Genomic DNA, 21,007 nt, shown 5'->3' with positions numbered 1-21,007 from the left:
ACGATTCACCGGGAGTTCCGGCACCGCCGCGCCCGGTTCCCCCGGACCGGAACGCGCCGCGGTCCGCGGTGCTCCCGGGACCGGGAAGCACAGGCCGCTCAAAGCGACAGGATTCCCTCATGCCGCGGTAAAGAGGGAGAGGTCCGCCGGGGTTCGGTCGTGCCCTACCCTTGCTCCCTGGCTACTTGGGGGGCGAGATGACGACAACGCCGATGACGGGCGCGGAGAAGAGACTGGAGGCCGGCTGGTTCCAGCGGCTGGCCTGGGCGGTTCTGGTGTGGGGCTCACTGGGCCTGCTGGTGTGGGTGCCGTTCCTGTACGTGGCGATCCGGCGCGGCCGGTCCTCGGACTGGGGCGCCTTCGCCGCTTTCCTGCTGTACGAGTGCGTGACCGTGCCGTGGCTGGCGACGGACGACAGCCCGGACGGCGACGAGTTCATGGGGCTCGCCATCCTGGTGACCCTGGTGACGGCGACGTGGATGCTGCTGGGCGCCCTGTTCGACAAGCGGATCCTGCCGGTGTCGGCCATGGCGTACGGAGCGGCGCCGACGCCTCAGGGGCATCCGTACCAGCAGCGCTACCCGTACGGGCGGTAGCCCGGGCGGGAACGGCGGGCCGGGCCCTGGGAGGCCCGGCCCTGGGAAGTCGGGCCCGTGGGCCGGGCCGCGGACGGCGGACCCGGCCCGGTTCCCGTCAGAGCGGGTGCCTCATCCACACGTTGGGCTCGACGTACACCGCGTAGTCGCGTTCCGGTTCGCAGCGCACCGGCACCAGCGCGCCGGGTACCTCGACGTCTCCCCGCGTGTCGAAGGGCAGCCCCGTCCAGCGGCGCCACTCCTCCAGCGAGGCGGACACCGTCATGGAGGCCGGCGCCACCCGCTCGATGGTCGCCCCCGCCCGCGCGTGCACCCGCAGCCACGGGTCGTACGGCAGCCCGTCCTCCCGCACCCGGTGGGCGTACTCCTCGATCGGTGTGTGCGGTTCGCGGTGCTTGGCGTTCGGGCGGACGGGGGCGACGACCTCGGTGAAGCCCCGCGCGCGGGCGTTGTCCCGCATCGCCGTGAGCATGCGCCCGGACAGGCCCAGGCCCTGGGCGTGCGGGGCGACCACGATCGAGATCGCGCTCACCGTGTCCGGCCGCACTCCGCGGCGCAGGTCGGCGAAGGCCCAGACGAGCACCTGGTCCCAGCCGCGCGCGGGCAGCTCGCCGCGTCCCTCGGCGTGCAGGGCGAAGGGCACGCTGTAGGCGTGCGCCAGGACCTCGCCCCGCTCGTCCTGCGCGAACAGCACGTACTCCGGGAGTTCGACGGGGATCCGGCCGTAGTGCGCGTTGCCCACCGGGTCCTGGGTGGTGAACTCCTGCCAGCTGTCCGGCATGTCGAGGACCGGGCCGAGCATCTCGGGGCGGTCGGCGAGGGACGAGACCTTCAGTTCCATGCCGGCCACCGTAGGCGGGGCGGCGAAGCCGCGGAAACGGGTTCGGGAACCTGCCGCCGGCGCCGGGACGGGTCCGCGTCAGGAGAGCCAGTCGGTGTAGCGGGTGGGGGCGAGGTAGGCCTGTTTGTCGGTGAGGACGTCGCCCTTGACGACGGCGAACATGCCGGCGGTGGGGTCGGTGACGACCGTGCGGCTGTCGCCCTTGTGTGCCAGGGTGATCCGGCCGAGCTCGTCCAGGGGGAGGATCTCGGGGCCGGCGATGTTGCGCACGCCCCTCAGCGGGCTCCCCACGGCGACCCCGGCCACCGCGTCGGCCACGTCCTTGGCGGCGATCGGCTGGATCGGCGTGGCCGGCAGCCGCACGGTGTCGCCGTCGGCGGTCCAGGACAGCACGGCGTCGATGAATTCCATGAACTGCGTCGCCCGGACGATCGACCAGGGGACCGGCCCGGCCGCGAGGATGTTCTCCTGCAGCGTCTTGGCGCGGTAGTAGGCCAGCTCGGGCACCTGGTCGACGCCGACGATGGAGAGGACCACGAAGTGGGCGACGCCGCTCTTGTGGGCCGCGGCCAGCAGGTTGTCCATGGAGGTCCGGAAGAAGGCCAGGGAGGCCTCGTCGAAGGTCGGCGAGTTCGTCACGTTGATGACGACCTCGGCTCCCGCCACCGCCTCGTCCACGCCCTGGCCGCTGATGACGTCGACACCGGTGGACAGCGCGTGCGGGACCGCCTCGTGCCCGGCGGCGTTCAGCTTCTTGACGACCTGCGACCCGATGAGCCCGGTACCGCCGATGACCGCGAACTTCATGGCCTGCCTTTCGTCGGGAACACCTGAAATCTGGCACAGGGACCGTTCCGTGGGCAGGGCATCTTTCATCCGGCCCGGCCGAAGCGGCCGGCGGCCCGCGCGGACGGGTCGGCCGGGGGTGTTCGGACGGGCCGGCGGAGCGGGGCCGTCAACCGCCGCACTGCTCCAGCATCATCTGCTTGTCCGCCGCCGTGACCGGCAGCTCGTACTTGAGCGCCACCTGGCCGAAGCGGACCGCGTACGCGCACCGGATCTGCTTGTCCGGGGGGAGCCAGGCGGCGGGGCCCGAGTCGCTCTTGGCGGAGTTGGCACGGCCCTCGACCGGGATCAGGTTGAGCGCGTCGTTGGCCAACTGCTCGCGCTTGTCCTTCGTCCAGCGGGAGGAGCCCATCTGCCAGCTGTAGGACAACGGCACCACATGGTCGATCTGGACCTCGGCGGCCTTCTGCTTGGTCCACTCGATGGTCGTGCCGGTGTACGGGTCGTGGAGCGTCATGGCGACGACCACGCAGTCGGATCCCGACCGGAAGCGCAGGCTCTGACCGTCCCGGCGGATGAGGTCGTTCCGCGTGTCGCACCCGTTCCTCGCGAGCGGCACCCCGTCGGCCGTGTCCATCCACGCGTAGCCGAACTTGTCGCGGTCGTAGCCGGTCTTCGGTCCACGGCCCTTGGTGGCCAGGCCCTCGATGAGTTCGCGTGCGGCGGCCCGGTCGGTCTCGGTGGTCACGGGCGCGAGCCCGGGCTTCGTGCCGTCCGGGTTCTTCAACGGGCTGACGGCGTGTCCGTCCGGGACCCCCGCCGAGTCCGTGCCCCGCGGCGCCGGTGTGATCCGGTCGGCGCAGCCGGCCACGGCGCACACCAGCACGGCGGCGGCCACCGCGCCGCCCCTCAGACGCCTCACGCGCGCCCCTCTCCTTGCCCGAGGTCCTGCCGACCGTCGCCATCCCGCACAGGACGGCTTCCCCCGTCGGGCTCCGGTACACCGTAGGCGAGGGAGCGGACGGGGTGGGCGGGAGGTCCAGACCAGACCTGCCCAAAGTGGGCATCCGGGTCGAATCGTGCATATCGTCGATGATGAGTCACCTCCGGAAGGAGTGTTCTGGATGGGCATCTTCGACAAGTTCAAGAGCCACGGGCGGGACAAGGCCAAGCACATGTCCGACGCCGCGGAGCAGAAGGCCAACGAGAAGACGGGCAACAAGTACGAGTCCCAGATCGACACGGGCCAGCAGCAGGCGCACCGGCGGCTCGGCATGGACGAGGGCCCGCCCGACCGGCCCGAGCAGCAGCCATAGCCCGGCGACTCACCAGGGGGCGCGCAGAAGACCGTCCGCGAGGCCGACCGCCCGCGGGCGGCCTCGGCGTGTCCCGCGCCGCCGGCGCCGGGCGGGCACCGGGCGGGCCGGCCGCCGGAGACTTCAACGGTCCCCGTGGCAGGGCCCGGTGACGGCCGGCACAGGCGCCACGGCGGAGGCGCCCCGTGTCACACCTTGCCGATGCCCAGCGTCGACTCCGAGGGCAGCAGACCGGAACCGATCACCATGACCCAGTAGTCGCCGAGCAGGGCGGCCAGACGCTCGACGCCCTCCGGGCCGAGGGCCCGCCAGGGGCCGAGTGCGAGCCGGTCGGTGTCCTGCTCGACACGGTGGCGCAGCTCACGGCCCGCCTCGGTGGCCGTGCCCGCGGCGTCGACCAGGCCGCGCGCGACCAGACGTTCGCGCGCGGCCTCCCACTCCGGCGGCGTCCAGCCACGACTGGCGAAGCGCTCCACGGAGGCGGCGCCCACCGCGGCGAAGGACACCAACGCCTCGACGGGGTCCAGTTCCGCGGTCAGCAGGGCGGCGAGGTGGCCGTCGCCGCGGTGCTCACGCAGGATCGTCGTCGCCTGCCAGAGCTGGAGATGGGGCTCGGCGGGCCAGTCCAGCGCGGCGTTGGCCGCGGCGAGGGGGCGTCCCGCCAGGTCGGCCGCCTCGGCCGCGCGCCGGGCGAGGGCGGCGGCCTCCACCAGCTCGGGGCTGCCGGTGCGGTCACCGAACAGGGCGCGGTACGTCCGGTCGACACCGCGCAGTCTCGCCGCCAGCACCGCCTGCGGGTCGGCGGTCCGCCAGGCGTCGTCGACGTACCGCGCGACCATGCCGGGCTGGAAGCTGTAGAAGGCGGAGGCCACCGCCTTGCCGCCGACCGGGCCCAACGGCGCGGCGCGCAACGGGAAGTAGCTGGGCCAGCGGTCCTCGACCGGGTAGCCGAGAGCGCCCGCCTCCTCGAAGACTTCCGGCGCGTAGTACAGCACCGCGTGCAGCGGTTCCAGCAGATGCCAGAGGCGGCGCGCCTGAGCCGACTGCACCAGCCCCTCGTCCCGGCTTCCCTCCGGGCCTGCGGCCCGCTTCTCCGTGCGCTCGGACATGACCTGTCCCCCTTGCCCCGTTCAGCACTCACCCGCCATAACTTGACACTGACAAGATTGCCTCGTCCGCACGAACTTGTCAATGCCTAGATCCGGCGTACGCTGCTGTCCATGAGCGACCGCCCCTACCACCACGGCGACCTGCGGCGCGCCATCCTGGCCGCCGCCCTCGACGTCATCGCCGCCGACGGCCCCTCCGGGCTGAGCCTGCGCGACCTCGCCCGCCGGGCCGGCGTCTCGCACGCGGCGCCGGCTCACCACTTCAGGGACCGCACGGGCCTGCTGACGGCGATCGCGGCGGAGGGGCACGGCCTGCTGGCCGCCGCGCTCGCCCGTTCCACGGACCTGCGGGACGCGGGCGCGCGGTACGTCCGCTTCGCCCGGGAGCACCCGGCCCACTTCCAGGTGATGTTCTCGCCGGAGCTGCTGCGCGCCGACGACCTCGAACTGACCACCGCGCGCGGCCTCTCCGCCGCCGCCCTCACGGACACGGTCACCGCCGCCGCGTCCGGGCCCGAGGAGACCGACGCCCGGCTGGCCCGCATGGCCGTCTGGTCGCTGGCCCACGGCTTCGCCACGCTCCTGCTCGGCCACAACCTCGACCGCCTCCTGGGCGACGAGAACCCCGAGGAGGTCTTCCGGGAGCTGCCGATGACGCTGTTCCCCCGGCCCTGAGCCCTCAACTCCGGCCCCCGGGCCGGGACAGCCGGGCCGGGACAACCGGGCCGGGACAGCCGGGCCGGCGGCCGGCGGGAACGACCCGGCCGCCGGCCGAAAGCCGGAGGAAACCGGCGCCCCGCTCCCCCGGTCCCCTACGACCCCAGGACCGAAGCCAGGAACTCCCCGACCCAGCCCAGCAGTTCGCGTCCGACCAGCGGCTTGCCGCCGACCTTCGCGGTCTTCGGGCGGGGCACGAGGACCTGGTGGGCCGCCGGCTTGATGACGCTGCCGGGGTAGAGGCGCTTCAGCCGCAGTTCCTGCGACTCGCGCAACTCCACCGGCGCGAAGCGGATGTTGTTGCCCTGGAGGACGATCTCGCCGACGCCGCACGCGCGCGCCAGCATCCGCAGCCCGGCCACCAGCAGCAGGTTCTCCACCGGCTCGGGCAACTTGCCGTAGCGGTCGACGAGTTCCTCGCGCACGGCCTTGACGTCCTCCTCCGAGTTCGCGGAGGCGATCGCACGGTAGGCCTGGAGCCGCAGCCGCTCGCCGGGGGCGTAGTCGTGCGGGACGTGCGCGTCGACGGGCAGCTCGATCTTGACCTCGAGCGGCGGCTCCTCCTCGATCTCGCCGGTCTCCAGCTGCCGCCGGTAGTCGGCGACGGCCTCGCCGACCATGCGGACGTACAGGTCGAAGCCGACGCCCGCGATGTGGCCCGACTGCTCGCCGCCCAGCAGGTTGCCCGCGCCGCGGATCTCCAGGTCCTTCATCGCGACGTACATGCCCGCGCCCATCTCCGTGTGCTGGGCGATGGTCGCGAGCCGCTCGTGGGCGGTCTCCGTGAGGGGCTTCTCCGGCGGGTACAGGAAGTAGGCGTAGCCGCGCTCGCGGCCACGGCCGACACGGCCGCGCAGCTGGTGCAGCTGGGAGAGGCCGAAGGTGTCGCCGCGTTCGACGATCAGGGTGTTGGCGTTGGAGATGTCGATGCCGGACTCGACGATCGTCGTCGAGACGAGCACGTCGAACCGCTTCTCCCAGAAGTCGACGACGACCTTCTCCAGCGCCGCCTCCGACATCTGGCCGTGCGCGGTGGCGATCCGCGCCTCGGGGACGAACTCCCGCAGCCGGGCCGCCGCGCGGTCGATCGACTCGACCCGGTTGTGGATGTAGAAGACCTGGCCCTCGCGCAGCAGTTCGCGGCGGATGGCGGCGCCGATCTGCTTCGCCTCGTAGGGGCCGACGAAGGTGAGCACCGGGTGGCGCTCCTCCGGCGGGGTGGTGATCGTCGACATCTCGCGGATGCCGGTGACCGCCATCTCCAGGGTGCGCGGGATCGGGGTCGCGGACATCGTGAGGACGTCGACGTTGGCCCGCAGCTTCTTCAGCTGCTCCTTGTGCTCGACGCCGAAGCGCTGCTCCTCGTCGACGATGACCAGGCCCAGGTCCTTGAACCTGGTCTCCGAGGAGAACAGGCGGTGGGTGCCGATGACGACGTCCACGGAGCCCTCCTGCAGGCCCTCCAGGACCGCCTTCGCCTCCGTGTCGCTCTGGAAGCGGGACAGTGCCCTCACGTTCACCGGGAACTGCGCGTACCGCTCGCTGAAGGTGCCGAAGTGCTGCTGCACCAGCAGGGTCGTCGGGACGAGGACGGCGACCTGCTTGCCGTCCTGGACGGCCTTGAAGGCGGCGCGGACCGCGATCTCCGTCTTGCCGTAGCCGACGTCGCCGCAGATCAGCCGGTCCATGGGGACCGTCTTCTCCATGTCGTCCTTGACCTCGGCGATGGTGGTGAGCTGGTCGGGCGTCTCCGCGTAGGGGAAGGCGTCCTCCAGCTCGCGCTGCCAGGGGGTGTCCGGGCCGAAGGCGTGGCCGGGGGCGGCCATCCGCGCGCTGTACAGCTTGATCAGGTCGGCCGCGATCTCCTTCACGGCCTTCTTCGCGCGTGCCTTGGTCTTCGTCCAGTCGGCACCGCCCAGGCGGTGCAGGGTGGGCGCCTCGCCGCCGACGTACTTGGTGATCTGCTCCAGCTGGTCGGTGGGGATGTAGAGGCGGTCGCCGGGCTGGCCGCGCTTGGCGGGCGCGTACTCCACGACCAGGTACTCGCGGGTGGCGCCCTGCACGGTGCGCTGCACCATCTCGATGTAGCGGCCCACGCCGTGCTGTTCGTGGACGATGTGGTCGCCCGCTTCCAGGGTGAGCGGGTCGATGGTCTTCCTGCGGCGCGCGGGCATGCGGGCGCCGTCCTTGCCGGCCGCCTTCTGGCCCGACAGGTCGGTCTCCGTGAGGACGGCGAGCTTCAGCGCCGGGTCGACGAAGCCGTAGTCGATGCAGCCGCAGGAGACGTGGACGAGGGACGGGGACAGTTCGGTGAGGTCGGCGTCCAGGCGGGCCGCGACGCCCTCGCCGCCGAGGACCTCGACCGTGCGGGCCGCCGGGCCGTGGCCCTCGGTGACGAAGACGACGCGCCAGCCGTCGGCGAGCCAGCCCTTGGTGTCGGCGAGCGCCCTCGCGGTGTCGCCGCGGTAGGTCTCCGTGGCGTGCATGCCGAGCCGGAGGGTGTCCGCCTCCCGTTCGAGGTCGGCGGTGAACGGCGACACCGACCACCACATCATGTCCAGCTCGCGCGCGCGGTCCCGTACGTCCGCGATGGACCACAGGGAGGCCGCGCCGACGTCGATGGGCGCCTCGCCGCCGCCGGCCGTGGCGGCCCAGGACGCCTGGAGGAACTCCTGGCTGGTCGCGACGAGGTCGGCGGCACGCGTGCGGACCCGCTCCGGGTCGCACACGACGGCCATCGCGCCCTTGGGGAGGACGTCGATCAGCAGCTCCATGTCGTCGACGAGGACCGGCGCCAGGGACTCCATGCCCTCGACCGCGATCCCCTCGGCGATCTTGCCGAGCAGCTCGCCCAGTTCGGGGTGCTCTTCGGCGAGGGCACGCGCGCGCGTGCGGACGTCGTCGGTGAGGAGCAGCTCGCGGCAGGGCGGGGCCCACAGGCCGTGCTCGGCGACCTCGAGGGAGCGCTGGTCGGCGACCTTGAAGTAGCGGATCTCCTCGACGTCGTCGCCCCAGAACTCGATGCGCAGGGGGTGTTCCTCGGTGGGCGGGAACACGTCGAGGATGCCGCCCCGGACGGCGAACTCGCCGCGTTTCTCGACGAGCTCGACGCGCGCGTACGCGGCGGCGGCGAGGGCTTCGACGGTGTCGTCCAGATCGGCGGTCCGACCGCTCCTCAGGGCCACCGGCTCCAGGTCGCCGAGGCCCTTGACCTGCGGTTGCAGTACCGAGCGCACGGGGGCGACGACGACGGAGACCGGGCCGGTCTCCGGGTCGTCGGAGCTGGGGTGGGCCAGGCGGCGCAGCACGGCGAGGCGGCGGCCGACGGTGTCGCTGCGGGGGCTGAGGCGCTCGTGCGGGAGGGTCTCCCAGGAGGGGTACTCCACGACGCCGTCGGGGGGCAGCAGCGAGCGCAGGGCGGCGGCGAGGTCCTCCGCCTCGCGGCCGGTGGCCGTCACCGCCAGGACCGGGCGGCCGGTCTCGCGGGCCAGGGCGGCGATCGCGAAGGGGCGGGCCGCCGGGGGGCCGACGAGGTCGACGTGCATGCGGTTGCCGTCTGCGGCGGCCGGGATCGCTTCCGCGAGGGCGGTGTCCTTGACTACGGCGTCGAGCAGACCGTGCAGGCTCATGGAGGGCTTTCCGTCCGAGGGACCGCGGCGCGGGACGCCGGGGTCCGGGGTGGGCAACGCGAAGGACCCGACGCGTGTCACGGGCCGGGGGTGTCCAGAGTACGACGGGGCGGTGTCGCGTGCCGGGGGCTGTGGACGACGCCGGGGTCGCGGGGCGCCCCGTGAGCCGTTCGGCTCGCCCGCCTCCCCACGGCGAAGGGCCCGGCGCCGAAGAGTCCCCCGTGGCTCTTCGGTGCCGGGCTCCGCCGTCGCGGACGGTCGGTCCGTCGCGACGGCGGTCGGTCCGTCGCGACGGCGGTCGGTCCGTCGCGACGGCGATCAGTCCGTCGCGACGGCGGTCAGTCCGTCGCGATGGCGTTCAGGACGTTCATCCGGCCGGCGCGGAACGCCGGGACGAGGGCGGCGAACAGGCCCACGAAGGCCGAGCCGATGAAGACCCCGGTGATCGTCGGCCAGGGGATCTCCAGGACGGTCAGGCCCTCCAGGGCGAGGAGCTTCTGGGCCGTCGCGCCCCAGCCCATGCCCAGGCCGAGGCCGAGCAGGGCGCCGAAGAGGGCGATGACCACGGACTCCATGCGGATCATCCGGCGCAGCTGGCGGCGGGAGAGGCCGATGGCCCGCATGAGGCCGATCTCCCGGGTCCGCTCGACGACCGACAGGGCGAGGGTGTTGACCACGCCCAGGACCGCCACGATGATCGCCAGCGCCAGCAGGCCGTAGATCATGTTCAGCAGCTGGCCGACCTGGTCCTTCAGCGCTTCCTTGTAGTCGGTCTGGTCGCGGACGGTGTACTGCGGGTAGTCGTGCAGCGCCGACTTCAGCGCCTTGTACGCGGCGTCCTGCCGTCCGTCCTCGGCCGAGGCGAAGACCAGCTGGTCGAGGGGCATCTTGTCGGCGGGCACGTACCTGGCGACGGTGGTGATCGAGGCGTACATGGCGCCCTTGTCGATCACGACGTCGTCGCTGGTGATCGCGCGGACCGTGAGGGAGGCCTTCGCGCCGTCCCGGAAGGCGACCTCGACCTTGGAGCCGACGGTGATGCCGTGGTCCTCGGCGAAGCCCTCGAAGACGGACATCGAGTCGGGCCGGTAGGCGTCCGCGAGGTTGCCGGCCACCGTCTCGGTGCGCAGGTCGGTCGCGTACGTCGGGTCGGCCGCGTTGATGGTCTCCTTCTTCGACGTCGTGCCGTCGGGGGTGGTGAGGTCGGCGTCGAGGATCTTGTACTCGGTGACCCGCTCCAGGCCCGGCGTCGACTTGACGGCCTGGACCGCCTGCGGGGTGACCAGCTGTCCGGTGTCGCTCTGGATGATGAAGTCCGTGCCGACGGACTTGTCGAGCTGGTCGGTGGCCGAGGCGACCATGGAGGAGCCGACCACGGACAGGCAGGCGACCAGCGCCAGGCCGATCATCAGGGCGGCGCCCGTGGCGCCCGTGCGGCGCGGGTTGCGCAGGGCGTTGCGTTCGGCCATGCGTCCGACGGGGCCGAACATCCGCAGCAGGAGCGCGCCCAGCACCCGGACGACTCCGCCGGCGAGCAGCGGGCCGATGACGACGAAGCCGATGAGGGTCAGCACGATGCCGAGGCCCAGCCACAGCGAGCCGTCCTTGGCGGTGTCCGCGGTGGCGGCCAGGTAGAGGCCGTAGGTGCCGGCGCCGGTGAGGACCAGGCCGAGGACGGCCCGGATCCAGCCCGCCCTGGCGTCCGCCGGGGCGCCCGCGTCGCGCAGCGCGGCCATCGGGGAGACCTTCCCGGCGCGGCGGGCCGGGAGGTAGGCGGCGAGGACGGTGACGACGACGCCGAGCACCAGGCCGATCACCGGGGTGGTCCAGGTGACCGTGAGGTCGTCCGTGGACAGGTTCATGCCGGCCATGCCCATGAGCTTCATCAGGCCGACCGCGATGCCGACGCCCGCGCCGACGCCGAGCACCGAACCGACGACGCCGAGCAGCAGCGCCTCGGCGAGCACGGAGCGGTTGACCTGCTTGCGGGAGGAGCCGATGGCGCGCATCAGGCCGATCTCGCGGGTGCGCTGGGCGACCAGCATCGAGAAGGTGTTGATGATCAGGAAGATGCCGACGAGGAAGGCGATCCCGGCGAAGCCGAGCATCGCGTACTTCATCACGTTCAGGAAGTCGCCGACGTTCTTGCGGTTGGCGTCGGCGGTCTCCTTGGCGGTCTGCACCTTGTAGGCGCCGCCGACCTCGGCGACCACGTTCTTCTTCAGCTGGGCGTCGGTGACGCCGGCGGCGGCCGTGACGTTGACGTTGGTGTAGACGCCGGTCTCGCCGACGAGCCACTGCTGTGCCGTCCTCGTGTCCAGGTAGAAGAGGGCGGCGCCGGGGTTGGTGACCTGGAAGGCGGCGATGCCGGAGACCTTCGCGGTGTGGGTGCCGACCGCGCTGATCACGCCGATCTCGTCGCCCAGCTCCAGGTCGTGCTTGTCGGCGGTGTCCGCGTCGACCATGACCTGCCGGGAGTTCTCGGGCGCGGCACCGGAGGTGATCTTCATGGTGCGGGCGTCCTGGCCGTTCCAGCTGCCGACGATGGTCGGCGCGCCGCTGGAGGGCGAGAGGTTGTCCTTGTCGGCGTCGACGACGGTGACCGAGGTCGAGAAGACGGTCCCCTCCGCCGACTCCACGCCCCGCGCCTTGCGGACCTCGTCGAGGACGGAGGCCGGGACGACCGGCGGCCTGCCGTTGTCGGAGGTGGTCTCACCGGTGTCCGAGGCGTCCTCGGCGCTGACGGTCACGTCCGAGGAGGTGGCCGCGAAGAGCTTGTCGAAGGTGGTGTTCATCGTGTCGGTGAACACCAGGGTCCCGCACACGAAGGCGACCGACAGCAGCACGGCGACCGCCGACAGGGCCATGCGGCCCTTGTGCGCGAAGAAGTTGCGCATCGAGGTCTTCATGACGGTCATGACGTGCGCCCCCGGGCGTCGAAGTCCTTCATGCGGTCGAGCACGGCGTCCGCGGTCGGCTTGTGCATCTCGTCGACGATCCGGCCGTCGGCGAGGTACAGCACGCGGTCGGCGTAGGAGGCGGCCACCGGGTCGTGGGTGACCATCACGATCGTCTGGTGGAGCTCGTCCACCGAGCGGCGCAGGAAGCCGAGCACCTCGGCGCCGGCGCGCGAGTCGAGGTTTCCGGTCGGCTCGTCGCCGAAGATGATCTCGGGGCGGGCGGCCAGCGCCCGGGCCACGGCCACCCGCTGCTGCTGGCCGCCGGAGAGCTGCGTGGGACGGTGCTTGAGCCGCCCGGCGAGCCCGACGGTCTCCACGACGCGGTCCAGCCACTCCTTGTCCGGCTTCCGGCCGGCGATGTCCATGGGCAGGGTGATGTTCTCGATCGCGTTCAGCGTCGGCAGCAGGTTGAACGCCTGGAAGATGAACCCGATCCGGTCCCGGCGCAGCCGGGTGAGCTTCTTGTCCTTCAGGCCGGTGATCTCGGTCTCGTCCAGGAAGATCTGACCGCTCGTCACGGTGTCGAGGCCGGCGAGGCAGTGCATCAGCGTGGACTTGCCGGACCCCGAGGGGCCCATGATCGCGGTGAACCGGCCGCGGGCGATGTCCACGTCGACGTGGTCGAGGGCGACGACCCGGGTCTCCCCGGACCCGTACGCCTTGACGACCTGCCGCGCCCGTGCGGCAACGGCCGTACGCCCTCCAGTGCCCCCGTGCCTGGGAATGGTCACAGCCGAAGTCACGGTACGTCTCCTCCGTCGGAAGTGGGTGAGCGGCGGCAAGCGCCGTGTCGAAGAGTCTGTCGGCGGGAGGGGGTCCGGCGCGCTGGTGCCGGGACCCCTCTTCTCGGGGGGTTAACCCCACCCTCGGCCGACGGGGTGAGCCGCCCCCCAGCGGCGTAAAGCCAGGTTAAGGACGGGACCCGGCGCGTCTCGTCCTCCGCCGGTACGACCCCTCCCCGAACCCCGGTACGGAGATACCCCTAGGGGCCCTCCCCCTCCGGGTGAGCGCCTCTCGGGGTTCGCTCCGCCGTACGGCCCCGGCGGACTCCGCCCTCCGGCCCGGTCGGGCCCCGCCCTCCCGTCGGGTGAAGGCCGGGCCTCCCCCGGTGCGGGGGGCTGATGGGAAGCTGTCGTCGGGCGGATACGTGCAAGGGGCACGGGAGACGGCAGGGAGGGCGTCCGGTGGGGGACACGAGACCCGCGACACGCGAGGCCATGAAGCGGCGCACGGCGACGGGGAAGCGGGGCGCGGTCGTCGCCGCGCTCATGCTGTCCATGGCGCTGGCCGCCCTCGACTCCACCGTCGTCTCCACGGCCGTCCCGCAGATCGTCGGCGACCTCGGCGGGTTCTCCGTCTTCTCCTGGCTGTTCTCCGGCTACCTGCTCGCCGTGACGGTCACCCTGCCCGTGTACGGCAAGCTCTCCGACACCTTCGGCCGCAAGCCGGTGCTGGTGGCCGGCGCCGCCGTGTTCCTGCTGGGCTCGCTGCTGTGCGCCCTGGCCTGGAACATGGGCGCGCTGATCGCGTTCCGCGTCGTGCAGGGCCTGGGCGGCGGGGCGTTGCAGGGCACCGTGCAGACGCTCGCCGCCGACCTGTACCCGCTCGAGGAGCGTCCGAAGATCCAGTCGAAGCTGTCCACGGTCTGGGCGGTGTCGGCGGTCGCGGGCCCCGCCGTCGGCGGGCTGCTGGCCGCGTACGCGGACTGGCGGTGGATCTTCCTGGTCAACCTGCCCGTCGGCGCGGTGGCGCTGTGGCTGATCGTGCGTCACCTGCGCGAGCCGGAAAGGGAGTCACGCGCGCGTGACGAGGCCGCGGGGCAGGCCGCACCCGCGCGCGGGGACGCCGGAACGAGCCCGGCCGTCCACGCGCGGGAGGACGCCGGACCGGAACGCGCCGCACGCGCGCGTGGGGACGTCGACTGGGCGGGCGCGCTGGCGGTGTTCGCGTGCGGCGGGGTGCTGCTGACGGCGCTGGTGCAGGGCGGGGTGGCCTGGCCGTGGCTGTCGGCGCCGTCGCTCGCCCTGTTCGGCGCGGGCCTCGCGCTGGCCGCCCTCGTCGTGGTCGTCGAACGCCGGGCCGCGCAGCCGATCATCCCCGGCTGGGTCTGGCGCCGCCGCACGATCGCGGCGGTCAACCTCGCGCTGGCCGCGCTCGGGCTGCTGATGGTGGCCCCCACGGTGTTCCTGCCGACGTACGCCCAGGCGGTGCTGGAGCTGGACCCGGTGTCCGCCGGGTTCGTGCTGTCGGTGTGGACGCTGAGCTGGCCGCTGTCGGCCGCCCTCAGCCAGCACGTCTACCGGCGCATCGGCTTCCGCGACACGGCCCTGCTCGGCATCGGCGCGGCCACGCTGGTGCTGCTGGCGTTCCCGTTCCTGCCGTACCCCGGCGAGGCCTGGCAGCCGGCGGTGCTGATGCTCCTGCTGGGCGCCGCCCTGGGTCTCTTCCAGCTCCCGCTGCTCGTGGGCGTCCAGTCCACGGTCGGCTGGTCCGAGCGCGGCACCACGACCGCGTCCGTGCTGTTCTGCCGCCAGACCGGGCAGACCGTCGGCGCGGCCGTCTTCGGCGCCGTCGCCAACGGGGTGCTGGCGGCGCGGCTGGGCGGGGCGGGCGACCTGGACTCCGTCACACGGGCGCTGGACGCCGGAACCGTCCCGGAGACGACCCGCCGGGCGGTCGCGGAGGCGGTGCACGCGGTGTACCTGGGCGCGTCGTGCGCGGCGGCGGCCGCCTTCCTGGTGCTGCTGTGCGTGGCGCCCCGGCGGTTCCCGGTGCTGAAGGACTGACGGCGGGGGCGCCACGGTCCCCGGCCGGCGGTCACTCCACCGCGCGTCCCGTGAGCGACTTGAGGCTCTCGCGCATCTGGTCCATGTGCGACTGCACCTCGTCCCAGCGCTCGCCGTGCTCACGCAGCACCCGCTCGGTCTCCCGGGCGATGCGCTCCTCCTGCCGGCGGGCCTCGGCGATGATCTCGGCGGCGTGCGCGCGCGCCTCGTCCTGGCAGGTGAAGATGCCCGCCTGGGCCTCGGCTAGCTCCCGCTGCGCCTGGGCCAGGGCCTCCTCGGCGCGGGCCACCTCCCGGGCGTGCTGCGCGTCGAGGGCGGCCGCCTTCTCGGCGGCCTCGCGCTCCAGCGCGGCCATCCGCTCGGCGTGCTCCCGCTTCGGATCGACGAGCAGGCCGGCGGTGCGCTGCCGCACGTCGCGCAGCTCCGAGAGCGCCTCGCCGCGGAAGTCCTTCACCTTGCGGCGGGCGCTGACGCGGATGCCGTGCGCCTCGGCGCGCGCGGCCAGCAGCCGCCGGCGGGCGTACTCCTTCGCCTCCGCGCGCAGTTCGTCCGCTTCCTCGTGCGCCTGCCGGCGCAGGTCGAGGGCGCGCTCCTCGGCCAGGGCGACGTGCTCCCGCGCCTCGCGCCGGGCCGTCTCGCGCACGTCCCTCGCCTCCTCCTGCACGACCTCGAACAGGCGCCGGGCGCGCTCCCCGAGCGCTTCGTACGTCTGCGGCCCGAGCCCCGCCACGGCCTCCCGCAGCCGCTCGGCCTCCGTCGCCATCTCCTTGACGAGCACGGTGAGCCGGGCGACCCGTTCCCAGGCGGCGTCGCGTTCGGCGGAGAGCGCGGCGGTGTACACGTCGACCTCTTTGGGCCGGTAGCCGCGTCCGCGAACAGTCACGAACCCCGGCGCCGACACGTTGGCGATGCTCATCCTGCAGCCCCTCTCCACCAGACAGACACGAAATAATGATTTCGTGCATATCTTGATGTATCGGACTTATGGGTTCACAACGCGACACTCCGCGCACCACCCGTGGGCAACCGGAAGACAGAACGGGACACAAAAGGGCCGGGCCCGGTCACACGACCCGGCCCGGCCCTCGACACCCGCGGCGTCAGCGCCTCACAGCAGCCCGTCCCACATCTGCTCCAGCAGCACCGACCACCAGCTCTCCGGCGACCCCAGCGCCGCCGGGTCCAGCGCGGCCAACTGCGCCTGGAAGTCGACGGTCCACCGGCCCGCCTGCTCCTGGTTCAGCCCGAACCGCAGCCGCCACATCCGCCCCAGCAGCGCCAGGCACCGCGCGAACTCCGGCAGCCCCGTGTTCACGAACTGCGGCGGCACGGGCGCACCGCCCGGCCCCGCCTCCACCGGCACGGCGACGATGTTCGCCGTCCCGTACTGCACACAGATCGCCTTGCCGAAATCGCTGCCCATGACGAGGTACGAACCCGCGTCCGACGCGGGCTGCACCCCCCGCTCGGCCGCCAGCTCCGCCAGCGTCGGCACCGGCCGCCCCGGCTGGGCCTGAGCCCAGAAGAACGGCCCCATGTCCATCGGCAGACCGGCCACCACCAGCGTGTGCGCCACGACCGGCGGCACCCCCTGCCGGGACACCGCCGCCTGCTCGAACCGGAACATCCCCGGCCCGAACACCGCCGCCAGCTCCTGCGCGACCGCCTCCGGCGGAACCGGCGGCAGCGGCGGAACCGGCGGCAGCGGCGCCCGCACCGGAGCGGGCCGCGCCGGACCGTCGGCCACCTGGTGCAGCTCGCCCTGGTGCGCCAGCAACTGCCCCATGCCCTGCTGCCGGCTCGCGTGGTCCGTGCCGTACGGCGCGATGCTCGTGATCCGCGCCTGCGGCCACTGCTCCCGGATCATCCGCGCGCAGTACGCACCCGGCAGCTCGCACGACTCCAGCTCCGTGTGCAGCTCCAGCACCTGGTCCGGCGGCACGTTCATCGCCCGCAGCTCGTGGAAGATCTGCCACTCCGGGTGCGGGGTGCCCGGCGCCGAACGCCGGATCAGCTGCTGCTCCGAACCGTCCTGCGCACGGTAGCGCAGCACCGCCTGGTAGCCCGGTCCCACCGTCGGCTGCCCCTGCTGCGGATACCCGTACGCCGGCGGCTGCCCCGGCACGGGCCCGCCCGGCGGCGGCACCGCACCCGGCGGCATCGGCTGCGGGGTGCCCGGAGGCATCCCCGGGGCACCCGGCACACCGGGAGCCGGCGGCGGGGGCGCGCCCGGACCGCCCGTCGGCGGCGCGGCCAGCATCGTCTCGGCGTGGTGAACGGCCCGCTGCCCCCCGCCGGGGGAACCCTGCGCGCCGGGAGCGCCGGGAGCGTGCGAAGCGTGGGGAGCACCCGCGGGAGCCGGCGCGCCGGGGACGCCCGGAGCACCGGGCGCGTGCGGCACACCGGGAGCACCCGGAGGCTGCGGCGCGCCGCCCCCGGGACCGGCCAGCATCGTGGCCGCGTGCGGGGCACCGCCGGGCGGAGTGCCGCCCGGAACGCCCGGGGCGCCCGGCGCGTGCGGCACACCGGGAGCACCCGGGGCACCCGGAGCACCGGGCGCCTGCGGACCCTCGGGACCGAGCGCCGACACCAGCTGCGTCGGCACGTAACCGCCCGCCGGCGCACCCGGGCCGGAGGACGGCGCGGGCGGGGGCGTGCCGCCCGGCCGCGCGCCCGGCGCACCCGGCGCACCCGGCGGGGGCGGCGGGGTCGCCCCGCCACCGCGCCCACGACGAGGAGGCGGCGCCGCCTTGCTGGTCGCGGCGTCGGCGATGTCACCGGCGTTCGGCGCGAGCGGCCGCGCCGGACCGCCCGGAGCACCCGGCGTGCCCGCGGCGCCCGGAGCCTGCGGGTAGCCGTACGAGGACGCACCGGGCGGCGGCGTGCCCTGCGGACCGCCCGGAGGCGGAGTCCCCGGCCCGCCCGGGGCGCCCGGAGCGCCGGGCCCCTGCGGGTACCCGTAGGACTGCGCGGGCGGCGGCGTGTGGCCCTGCGCACCCGCGGCGGACGGTGCCGCGGGCGTGTTCCCGCCCTGGGAACCCCCCGGGCCACCCGGCACGACCGGATCGGCGAGCGCCGGCGCGACCGCCGTGCGCGGAAGCCCGCTGCCACCCGACATCAGGGCCGTCTTGGCGTCCGACGGGACGGACGGCGGCACATCGTCGTCGGAGCCGCTCAACGGCGGCGCGAACACGGTCGCGGGAAGGGGCACCGAACGGTCCTCGCCCGCGTCGGCGTTCGTGTCCGTGCCCGTCCAGGGCGTGGCCCCGACCGGCGTGGCAGCCGCCGGCACGCCCGCACCCGCGGACGGACCCGCACCGGCGCCCGCGCCCACGGGCACCCCCGCCTGCGTCTGCGGCAGAGCGGGATCCGGCGTCACGGAACCGACCGGACCCGGCCCGGAGGCCGGACCCGACGCCGCGACGGACCCACCCGAGCCCGCCTCCGGCTCCCCCCGCTCCTCCCCGATCCCCAGCCTGTCCGCAGCCTCCTGCAACCACTCCGGCGGCGTCAGCAGGAACGACGTCTGGTTCAGGTCCACCCGGGCCGCGGGCGCCGGCGCCGGCTCGGCCGCCTCGCCCTCCGGACGCCCGTACTCCTCCTCGTACCGGCGGATCACCTCACCCACCGGCAGCGAAGGCCACAACGAGACCTCCCCGCTGTCCCGGGCGAGCACCAGCCGCTGCGCACCCCCGTCCGAACGCGGCCCCTCCGCCCGGTCCTCGGCCCACACCACGAACCCGAGCCCGAACTCCCGCACCCGCACCTCACGATGCTGGTACGCCGGAACGTCCCCGTTGATCCACTCTTCACCGCGCTCCTGCGCCTGCGCGAACGTCACCATCGCCGGATCACTCCCCCGCGCCCACGGACGACACGGACACGACACGCGCGAACCCGCCGTCCACCATCAGATTCGCCACCGTCTCCAACTCCGGCGGCCGGCCCGCCAGACGCGACAGGAACACGTCGAAGTCCTCACCGCACGGCAGCAGCAACCGCTCCACACGCTCCGCCGGCGACCACGCCGGATCCGCGTCCCGCACGTCGTCGTACGCGCAGAACCACACCGAACCGATCCGGTCGCCCTTCACCTTCACGGCCAGCAGACCACCCTGCACGAAACCGACCCCCAGGTAGTCCTTGGTCAGGTGGTCGCGCAGGCACTTGTTCACGTACACCAGGTCGTTGACCGCCGCCTCGTCCCGCACCGTGAAGAACGGCTGGTCCACCAGCAGCCCCAGCTCCGCGTCCAACGCCACCCCCACCGGCGCACACCCACCCGCCGCCTTCAGGAACGACCGGTACGCACCCGGCAACCGGTACCCGAGGTCCTCCTCGACCCCCTGCACCTGCGACTCCGTCACCGCCACACCCGACTTCGGCAGCCCGAAGTGCGCCGGACGCGTCTCCTGCAACGGACGCGTCCCCCGCTTCGACTGGTCCACCGCCGCCGTCGCGATCCCCCCGTGATGCCGCAACAACGCCTTCACCTCGACCGGAACCAGCTCCAGCCGCCGCGAACCCGCCACGTGATGCCACGTCCAGCCGTGCGGCGTCGCCACACTCGCCACCGTGTCCCACAACGCGTGGCCCGACGCCGCGAGCGCCGCGTTCGCCGACACGTAGTCCGTCAGCCGCAACTCGTCGACCCCGAAACCCTCCGGCGGCTCGGCGATCTCCGCCGCCGCCCGCGCGTACGGCGAGAAATCGGGGTGACCCCGCTCGTCCACCCGTACCCCCCTCGGGTGACGCGCGGCCCGAACCGGATCCGGGAAGTGCACGACCTGCCCGGCGTAGGCCGCGTTCGGCGGCGCGGCTTGCTGCCCGAGCCGACCTGTCGTCATGGCGGTTGCCCCCTGCGGCACTCTGTACGGACCCCGACGACCGGCCCCACACGGCTCCGGCCACCACACTCCGTATTCGACTGTCTCCAACGGTCTCCCCCGCGCGTCCACCGCGCGCCGGGCGGTGCCGACAGCCTATGCGGTACGACGACACCGGTCACCGGCCCTCCACTTCCGTGACCAGCCGTCACCCCGTCGTGACAGCCCGCCCCGAACAGGGCGTGTCGCACCGCCCCAGCTTCCCCAGCCGCCTCGCCGTTTGGCACTCTGTGACCGTCCGGCGGGGGATGCACAGGAGGGGAAGGCGATCATGAACGCAACACAGACAGGGCCGCACACCAGCCGCTCCGGCGACCCCCGCATCGGCTGGAGCACCGACGACACCCCCCACACCCCCGCCCTCCGCCACCGCCGCGACGGCATACTCCCCACCGTCGCCGCAGCCCTCTCCGTCCGCGGCACCACCCTCACCGGCACCGCCGCCCGCGGCGACCGGCCCCCCGCCCTCCACCCCCTCGTCCAGGACTTCCTCGACACCCTCACCAGCGGCGAACGCGACCGCTTCACCGGCCGCTGCGCCGAAGCACTCCTCATCTCCCGCCACCTCGCCACCACCGACGCCACCCGCAGCAAACGCGCCGCCCGCAGACCCATGACCAACGGCGAAGCACGCAAATCACTCAAACAGGCCAAACTCACCACCCGCCGCATCCGCGAGGACGGCGACCCCCTCCACGGCAGCTTCGCCACCCCCTGCCGCGCCTGCACCGCCCTCAGCGCCCACTTCGGCGTCCGCATCGTCGACCCCACCACGAACGACTGACACACCCCCGCCCCACCCGGACCCACAGCACAGACCGCACATCTCGACGAACGAAGGGCAGATGCACCCCGACCGCACCTCCACCACCCGCTTCCCCGTACCCGTCGACGCCGCCCTGCGCGCCGCCGGCTGGCAACCCGGACGCTGGGACATCAAACAAGCCGAGATCTGGGCCGACACCCTCCGCGACCACACCTCCCCCGCCGGCCACCGCCACGCCGTCTTCCCCGCGGCCGTCGAGGCCTGGGCCGAGTTCGGCGGCCTCCACATCGCTCCCACCGGACCCGGCCGCCAGATCGCCCCCCTCGCCCTCGACCTCAACCCCCTCCACGGCCTCCACATGGCCCGCACCCTCGCCGACCTCGGCCGCGCCCTCGACACCGACGTCAGCCCCCTCGGCACCGAGACCGACACCCAGGCACTCCTCGCCATCGACACCGAAGGCCGCGTCTACGCCCTCGACCACACCGGCGACTGGTACCTCGGCCCCGACGTCGACCAAGCCCTCGGCGCCCTCATCTCCGGCATCACCCCCGTACGCCTCACCGCCGGCTGACCGGACCCGCCCCGGGCACCCCCGGGCACCCCCCCAGCCCG

General features: G+C 73.4%; 16 protein-coding genes. 6 read left to right on the top strand and 10 right to left on the bottom strand.

The window, feature by feature from the left end; genetic code table 11:
• Window positions 1–197 precede the first annotated feature (197 nt).
• Window positions 198–596 (top strand): hypothetical protein, encoded by a 399-nt coding sequence (locus ACH4F6_RS13700; protein ID WP_397960293.1) that lies wholly within the window; start codon window positions 198–200, stop codon window positions 594–596.
• Between the two features lie 97 nt (window positions 597–693).
• Here ACH4F6_RS13700 and ACH4F6_RS13695 read toward each other — a convergent pair whose 3' ends face one another.
• The 3 genes from ACH4F6_RS13695 to ACH4F6_RS13685 form a co-directional block, all read right to left on the bottom strand.
• On the bottom strand, window positions 694–1,437 hold the full coding sequence (locus ACH4F6_RS13695) for an N-acetyltransferase (RefSeq protein WP_397960292.1): 744 nt from the start codon (window positions 1,435–1,437) through the stop codon (window positions 694–696).
• A 78-nt stretch (window positions 1,438–1,515) separates the two neighbouring features.
• Window positions 1,516–2,244, bottom strand: a complete 729-nt coding sequence (locus ACH4F6_RS13690) for an SDR family oxidoreductase (protein ID WP_397960291.1) — start codon at window positions 2,242–2,244, stop codon at window positions 1,516–1,518.
• Between the two features lie 148 nt (window positions 2,245–2,392).
• Window positions 2,393–3,145 (bottom strand): HNH endonuclease family protein, encoded by a 753-nt coding sequence (locus tag ACH4F6_RS13685; RefSeq protein ID WP_397960290.1) that lies wholly within the window; start codon window positions 3,143–3,145, stop codon window positions 2,393–2,395.
• 202 nt (window positions 3,146–3,347) lie between these two features.
• On the opposite strand from ACH4F6_RS13685, the gene ACH4F6_RS13680 reads away from it, so the two are divergent.
• On the top strand, window positions 3,348–3,539 hold the full coding sequence (locus tag ACH4F6_RS13680) for an antitoxin (protein ID WP_397960289.1): 192 nt from the start codon (window positions 3,348–3,350) through the stop codon (window positions 3,537–3,539).
• Window positions 3,540–3,727: 188 nt separating this feature from the next.
• Here the strand turns inward: ACH4F6_RS13680 and ACH4F6_RS13675 are convergent, their stop codons facing one another.
• Entirely contained in the window at window positions 3,728–4,648 is a 921-nt protein-coding gene (locus ACH4F6_RS13675; RefSeq protein ID WP_397960288.1) for a hypothetical protein, read from the bottom strand.
• Between the two features lie 111 nt (window positions 4,649–4,759).
• Between ACH4F6_RS13675 and ACH4F6_RS13670 the strand changes: the two genes are divergently transcribed.
• Entirely contained in the window at window positions 4,760–5,323 is a 564-nt protein-coding gene (locus ACH4F6_RS13670; protein ID WP_397960287.1) for a TetR/AcrR family transcriptional regulator, read from the top strand.
• A 137-nt stretch (window positions 5,324–5,460) separates the two neighbouring features.
• On the opposite strand, the gene mfd is transcribed toward ACH4F6_RS13670, so the two are convergent.
• From mfd to ACH4F6_RS13655, 3 genes are all read right to left on the bottom strand, one after another.
• Complete coding sequence (mfd, locus tag ACH4F6_RS13665; RefSeq protein ID WP_397960286.1) at window positions 5,461–8,994, bottom strand: transcription-repair coupling factor; 3,534 nt, start codon at window positions 8,992–8,994, stop codon at window positions 5,461–5,463.
• Between the two features lie 338 nt (window positions 8,995–9,332).
• Window positions 9,333–11,912 (bottom strand): ABC transporter permease, encoded by a 2,580-nt coding sequence (locus ACH4F6_RS13660; RefSeq protein ID WP_397960285.1) that lies wholly within the window; start codon window positions 11,910–11,912, stop codon window positions 9,333–9,335.
• Complete coding sequence (locus ACH4F6_RS13655; protein WP_397960284.1) at window positions 11,909–12,697, bottom strand: ABC transporter ATP-binding protein; 789 nt, start codon at window positions 12,695–12,697, stop codon at window positions 11,909–11,911. Before ACH4F6_RS13655 ends, ACH4F6_RS13660 begins: the two co-directional genes overlap by 4 nt.
• Before the next feature lie 441 nt (window positions 12,698–13,138).
• On the opposite strand from ACH4F6_RS13655, the gene ACH4F6_RS13650 reads away from it, so the two are divergent.
• Complete coding sequence (locus ACH4F6_RS13650) at window positions 13,139–14,740, top strand: MFS transporter (protein ID WP_397960283.1); 1,602 nt, start codon at window positions 13,139–13,141, stop codon at window positions 14,738–14,740.
• Window positions 14,741–14,771: 31 nt separating this feature from the next.
• On the opposite strand, the gene ACH4F6_RS13645 is transcribed toward ACH4F6_RS13650, so the two are convergent.
• The 3 genes from ACH4F6_RS13645 to ACH4F6_RS13635 all read right to left on the bottom strand — a co-directional run bounded on the left by ACH4F6_RS13645 (window position 14,772) and on the right by ACH4F6_RS13635 (window position 19,587).
• Window positions 14,772–15,656: a cellulose-binding protein gene (locus tag ACH4F6_RS13645; protein ID WP_397960282.1), complete on the bottom strand. Its 885-nt coding sequence runs from the start codon at window positions 15,654–15,656 to the stop codon at window positions 14,772–14,774.
• A gap of 192 nt (window positions 15,657–15,848) precedes the next feature.
• Window positions 15,849–18,584 carry an SUKH-4 family immunity protein gene (locus tag ACH4F6_RS13640; protein ID WP_397960281.1) on the bottom strand — a complete coding sequence of 912 codons (2,736 nt, stop codon included), beginning with the start codon at window positions 18,582–18,584 and terminating at the stop codon, window positions 15,849–15,851.
• A 7-nt stretch (window positions 18,585–18,591) separates the two neighbouring features.
• Entirely contained in the window at window positions 18,592–19,587 is a 996-nt protein-coding gene (locus ACH4F6_RS13635; protein ID WP_397960280.1) for an SMI1/KNR4 family protein, read from the bottom strand.
• A 310-nt stretch (window positions 19,588–19,897) separates the two neighbouring features.
• Here ACH4F6_RS13635 and ACH4F6_RS13630 point away from each other — a divergent pair, with 310 nt between their 5' ends.
• Window positions 19,898–20,410: a YwqJ-related putative deaminase gene (locus ACH4F6_RS13630; protein ID WP_397960279.1), complete on the top strand. Its 513-nt coding sequence runs from the start codon at window positions 19,898–19,900 to the stop codon at window positions 20,408–20,410.
• Between the two features lie 61 nt (window positions 20,411–20,471).
• Window positions 20,472–20,966 (top strand): SUKH-3 domain-containing protein, encoded by a 495-nt coding sequence (locus ACH4F6_RS13625; protein WP_397960278.1) that lies wholly within the window; start codon window positions 20,472–20,474, stop codon window positions 20,964–20,966.
• Window positions 20,967–21,007: the final 41 nt, after the last annotated feature.

The sequence above is a fragment of the Streptomyces sp. NPDC017936 genome (assembly GCF_044328485.1).
Taxonomy (GTDB): Bacteria; Actinomycetota; Actinomycetes; order Streptomycetales; family Streptomycetaceae; genus Streptomyces.
This window is presented reverse-complemented; position numbering and strand designations above follow the sequence as displayed.

Bases quoted from the DNA above. Each gene is read 5' to 3' on its own strand.
- ACH4F6_RS13695 (WP_397960292.1), bottom strand. From the start codon at position 1,437: ATGGAACTGAAGGTCTCGTCCCTCGCCGACCGCCCCGAGATGCTCGGC.
- ACH4F6_RS13700 (WP_397960293.1), top strand. From the start codon at position 198: ATGACGACAACGCCGATGACGGGCGCGGAGAAGAGACTGGAGGCCGGC.
- ACH4F6_RS13690 (WP_397960291.1), bottom strand. From the start codon at position 2,244: ATGAAGTTCGCGGTCATCGGCGGTACCGGGCTCATCGGGTCGCAGGTC.
- ACH4F6_RS13670 (WP_397960287.1), top strand. From the start codon at position 4,760: ATGAGCGACCGCCCCTACCACCACGGCGACCTGCGGCGCGCCATCCTG.
- ACH4F6_RS13660 (WP_397960285.1), bottom strand. From the start codon at position 11,912: ATGACCGTCATGAAGACCTCGATGCGCAACTTCTTCGCGCACAAGGGC.
- mfd (WP_397960286.1), bottom strand. From the start codon at position 8,994: ATGAGCCTGCACGGTCTGCTCGACGCCGTAGTCAAGGACACCGCCCTC.
- ACH4F6_RS13630 (WP_397960279.1), top strand. From the start codon at position 19,898: ATGAACGCAACACAGACAGGGCCGCACACCAGCCGCTCCGGCGACCCC.
- ACH4F6_RS13645 (WP_397960282.1), bottom strand. From the start codon at position 15,656: ATGAGCATCGCCAACGTGTCGGCGCCGGGGTTCGTGACTGTTCGCGGA.
- ACH4F6_RS13640 (WP_397960281.1), bottom strand. From the start codon at position 18,584: ATGGTGACGTTCGCGCAGGCGCAGGAGCGCGGTGAAGAGTGGATCAAC.
- ACH4F6_RS13625 (WP_397960278.1), top strand. From the start codon at position 20,472: ATGCACCCCGACCGCACCTCCACCACCCGCTTCCCCGTACCCGTCGAC.
- ACH4F6_RS13635 (WP_397960280.1), bottom strand. From the start codon at position 19,587: ATGACGACAGGTCGGCTCGGGCAGCAAGCCGCGCCGCCGAACGCGGCC.
- ACH4F6_RS13680 (WP_397960289.1), top strand. From the start codon at position 3,348: ATGGGCATCTTCGACAAGTTCAAGAGCCACGGGCGGGACAAGGCCAAG.
- ACH4F6_RS13675 (WP_397960288.1), bottom strand. From the start codon at position 4,648: ATGTCCGAGCGCACGGAGAAGCGGGCCGCAGGCCCGGAGGGAAGCCGG.